Annotated in this window: 1 protein-coding gene; it reads right to left on the bottom strand. The window is 65.3% G+C overall.

Annotation, left to right across the window (positions count from 1 at the left end; genetic code table 11):
* A partial coding sequence (dnaE, locus tag ALLO2_RS22715; protein ID WP_035734678.1) for a DNA polymerase III subunit alpha occupies nt 1-3,530 on the bottom strand: 3,530 nt, incomplete at its 3' end.
* Nucleotides 3,531-3,673 lie beyond the last annotated feature (143 nt).

Here is a 3,673-nt window from a genome sequence, read left to right as displayed (position 1 = left end):
CCCAGCAGGGCCTTGAGGTCCCCGAGCAGCGAACTACTCGCCTGCACCTGGAGTTCGAGCAGGAGCAGATGCGTGTTCTGCGGGCCTTCGAGACGCAGGTGCACCGGAGTTGTCCCGGGATGGGTCGTCAGGACGAGTTTGAGGTCATCGACCAGCGGTGGTGTGATCTTGTGTGACGGCAGAGTGATGACGACCGGCGGCCCGTTCACGTGCGTCGCGACATCGACCACCGTCAGGTCCTGGGCAAACAGCGAGACCGACCCCTCCCGCTCGTTGATCCTGCCCCGCACCGAGATGACCGCGTCGGTCGCGAGCGCGTACGAATGGACCTCGTAGGACTGGGGGAAGAACAGCACCTCGACGGAGGCATCGAGATCCTCGACGGTCACGATCGCCCACGCCTTGGCGGTGTTCTTGTTGATCCGCCGGTCGATCTTGCTGATGATACCGGCGATCTGTACGGTCGTCCCGTCGTTGGCCTCGGCGAGGTCGACGATCCGGGTGTCGCGGTGGCGATCCAGCGCCCGCTCGGCGCCTTCGAGCGGATGCGAGGACACGTACAGGCCGAGCATGTCGCGTTCCTGAGCCAGCAGCTCCTTCTTCGGCCATTCGGGGCCGGACAGGTCCAGGTCGAGTCCTAGCCCCGGGCTCTCCTCCTCCTCGCCGGCGCCCCCGTCGCCGANCAGGTCGAACTGGCCGATGGCCTCGGCCCGCTTCGTGATGATCACCGCGTCGATCGCGTTCTCGTGTACGTTGACCAGCACCCGGCGGTGATGGCCCAGCGAGTCGAACGCCCCGGCCTTGATCAGCGAGTCGATGGTGCGCTTGTTGCACACCCCGATGTCGACCTTCTGCAGGAAGTCGGCGAACGACTCATACGCGCCCTTCCTCCGCCGGGCGGCGGCTATCGAGGCGACGACGTTCTCCCCCACATTACGGACGGCCCCCAGGCCGAAGCGGATCGAGTCCCCGACCGCACCGAACCGCAGGTCCGACTCGTTGACGTCGGGGGGCAGGACCTGGATACCCATCCGGCGGGTCTCCGCCAGGTACACCGCCATCTTGTCCTTGTCGTCACCGACGGACGTCAGCAGCGCCGCCATGAACTCGGCCGGGTAGTTGGCCTTGAGGTAGGCCGTCCAGAACGACACGACACCGTACCCAGCGGTGTGGGACTTGTTGAACCCGTAGCCGGAGAACGGGACAAGCACGTCCCACAGCGCCTGGACCGCCGCGTCGGTGTAGCCCCTCTCCTTCATCCCGGCGGAGAACCGAGCGAACTCCTTGTCCAGGATCTCCTTCTTCTTCTTACCCATCGCGCGGCGCAGCAGGTCGGCGCCGCCGAGGCTGTAGCCGGCCAGCTCCCGGGCGATGGCCATGACCTGCTCCTGGTAGACCACCAGGTGGTAGGTCTCGCCGAGGATGGGCTCCAGCGCCTCGGCGAGCTCGGGATGGATCGGGAGGATCTCCTTGNGGCCGTTCTTGCGGTCTGCGTACTCGATGTGGCTGTTGGCCGCCATCGGGCCGGGCCGGTAGAGCGCGAGCACGGCGGCGANGTCGCCGAACTTCGTCGGTGCCATCAGGCGCAGCAGGTTACGCATCGGTCCGCCGTCGAGCTGGAACACCCCGAGCGTGTCGCCGCGGGCGAGCAACTCGAAGGCCTTGGCGTCCTCCAAGGGGAGGGTGGACAGGTCGATGTCGACGTTGCGGTTACGCTTGACGGCCTCGATCGCGTCACCGATGACGGTGAGGTTCCGCAGCCCGAGGCNGTCCATCTTGAGCAGGCCCATCTCCTCGCACTGAGGAAACGGGAACCCGGTGATGATCGCGCCGTCATTGTCGCGGCGATGGATCGGCAGGACATCCAGCAGCGGCTCCGAGCACAGGATGACCCCGGCGGCGTGGACACCAGTGCCGCGGGTGAGCCCCTCCAGCCCCCGCGCGGTGTCGATGACCTTCCGAACCTTGGTGTCGGTCTCGTACTGGGCCCGGACCTCGGCGGCCTCACCGTACCGCTCATGGTTCGGGTCGAAGATCCCGGCCAGCGGGATGCCCTGGCCCATCACATCCGGCGGCANCGCCTTCGAGATCTTGTCGCCGAGGGCGTAGTCGTAACCCAGCACCCGGCACGAGTCCTTGATCGCGGCCTTGGCCTTGATCGTGCCGAAGGTGTTGATCTGCGCGACGCGGTCCTCGCCGTACTGCTCGGTGATGTAGCGGATCACCTCACCGCGTCGACGTTCGTCGAAGTCCAGGTCGATATCCGGCGGGCTGATCCGCTCCGGGTTGAGGAACCGCTCGAAGATCAGCGCGTGCTCGATCGGGTTCAGCTCGGTTATACCCAGGATGTAGGCGATCATCGACCCGGTCGCCGATCCACGCCCCGGACCCAGCCCGATGCCCCGATCTCTCGCGAACTTGCAGATGTCGGCGACGACCAGGAAGTAAGCCGGGAAACCCATCTNGTCGATCACGCCGACCTCGTAGTCGACGCGCTCGACCACATCGGCGGGCACGCCCGCAGGGAAGCGCCACGTCAGTCCGCGGTCGATTTCCTTGCGCAGCCAGGACAGCTGCGTCTCACCCGCGGGGACAGGGTACCGCGGCATCCGGTCCACAAACTTGAAAACATCGTCGTAGGACTCGACGCGCTCGGCGATAAGCAGAGAGCTGTCGCAGGCCCCGGGGACCTCACTGTCCCACAAGTTGCGCATTNCCTCCGAAGACTTGAGATAATATCCCGATCCGTCGAATTTGAAACGGGTCGGATCGTCGAGTTTTTTACCGGTGCCGACGCACAGCAGCACCTCGTGGCTTCCCGCCTGATCCTGGGTCACATAGTGCGAATCGTTCGTGGCCAGCGGGCGAAGCCCCAGCTTGTCGCCGATGTCGAGCAGCCCCTGGCGGACGCTGCGCTCGATCGGCAAACCGTGATCCATCAACTCCAGGAAGAAGTTGTCCGCGCCGAAGACCTCCTGGTAGGTGGCCGCTGCCGCGAGCGCCTTGTCGAACTGGCCCAGACGAAGCCGGGTCTGCACCTCACCTGACGGACAGCCCGTGGTCGCGATGATCCCTTCGGAGTACTGGGAGACCAGCTCGTGGTCCATCCGCGGCTTGCGGTAGTAGCCCTCGATCGACGCGATCGACGACAGCCGGAACAGGTTGCGCAGCCCGGCGGCGTTGGCTGCGAGCATCGTCATGTGGGTGTAGGCGCCGCCACCGGACACGTCACCGCCCTCACCCGCAGGGTCGACGTCGCGCTGCGAGCGTTCCCCCCACAGGACAGGCCGCTTGTGGTGGCGCGACTCGGGCGCCAGGTACGCCTCGATCCCGATGATCGGCTTGACACCCGCGGACTTCGCACCCTGATAAAATTCGTAGGCACCGAACATGTTACCGTGGTCGGTCATCCCGACAGCCGGCATCCCCAACTTCGCCGCTTCCTTGAAAAGCAGGCCCGTTTTCGCCGCACCGTCCAGCATCGAATACTCAGTGTGCACATGGAGGTGAACAAAAGAATCCGTCGGCATNCCAGTCCCCTCTCGCCCACAACGGCCCGCCGGTCGGAGTCTAACCCCGCCACCCAGAGCCACCGGAGAGGCACGCGACACAACAGCCCCTAAGCGCGTTGATCCTCCAAAGACAATTCGTTGAGATCAATGGTGGACCCGTC

This window comes from Frankia sp. Allo2 (assembly GCF_000733325.1).
Lineage (GTDB): Bacteria > Actinomycetota > Actinomycetes > Frankiales > Frankiaceae > Frankia > Frankia casuarinae.
Note: the sequence above shows the minus strand (reverse complement) of the source record. Positions and strands in the feature narration are given on the sequence as shown.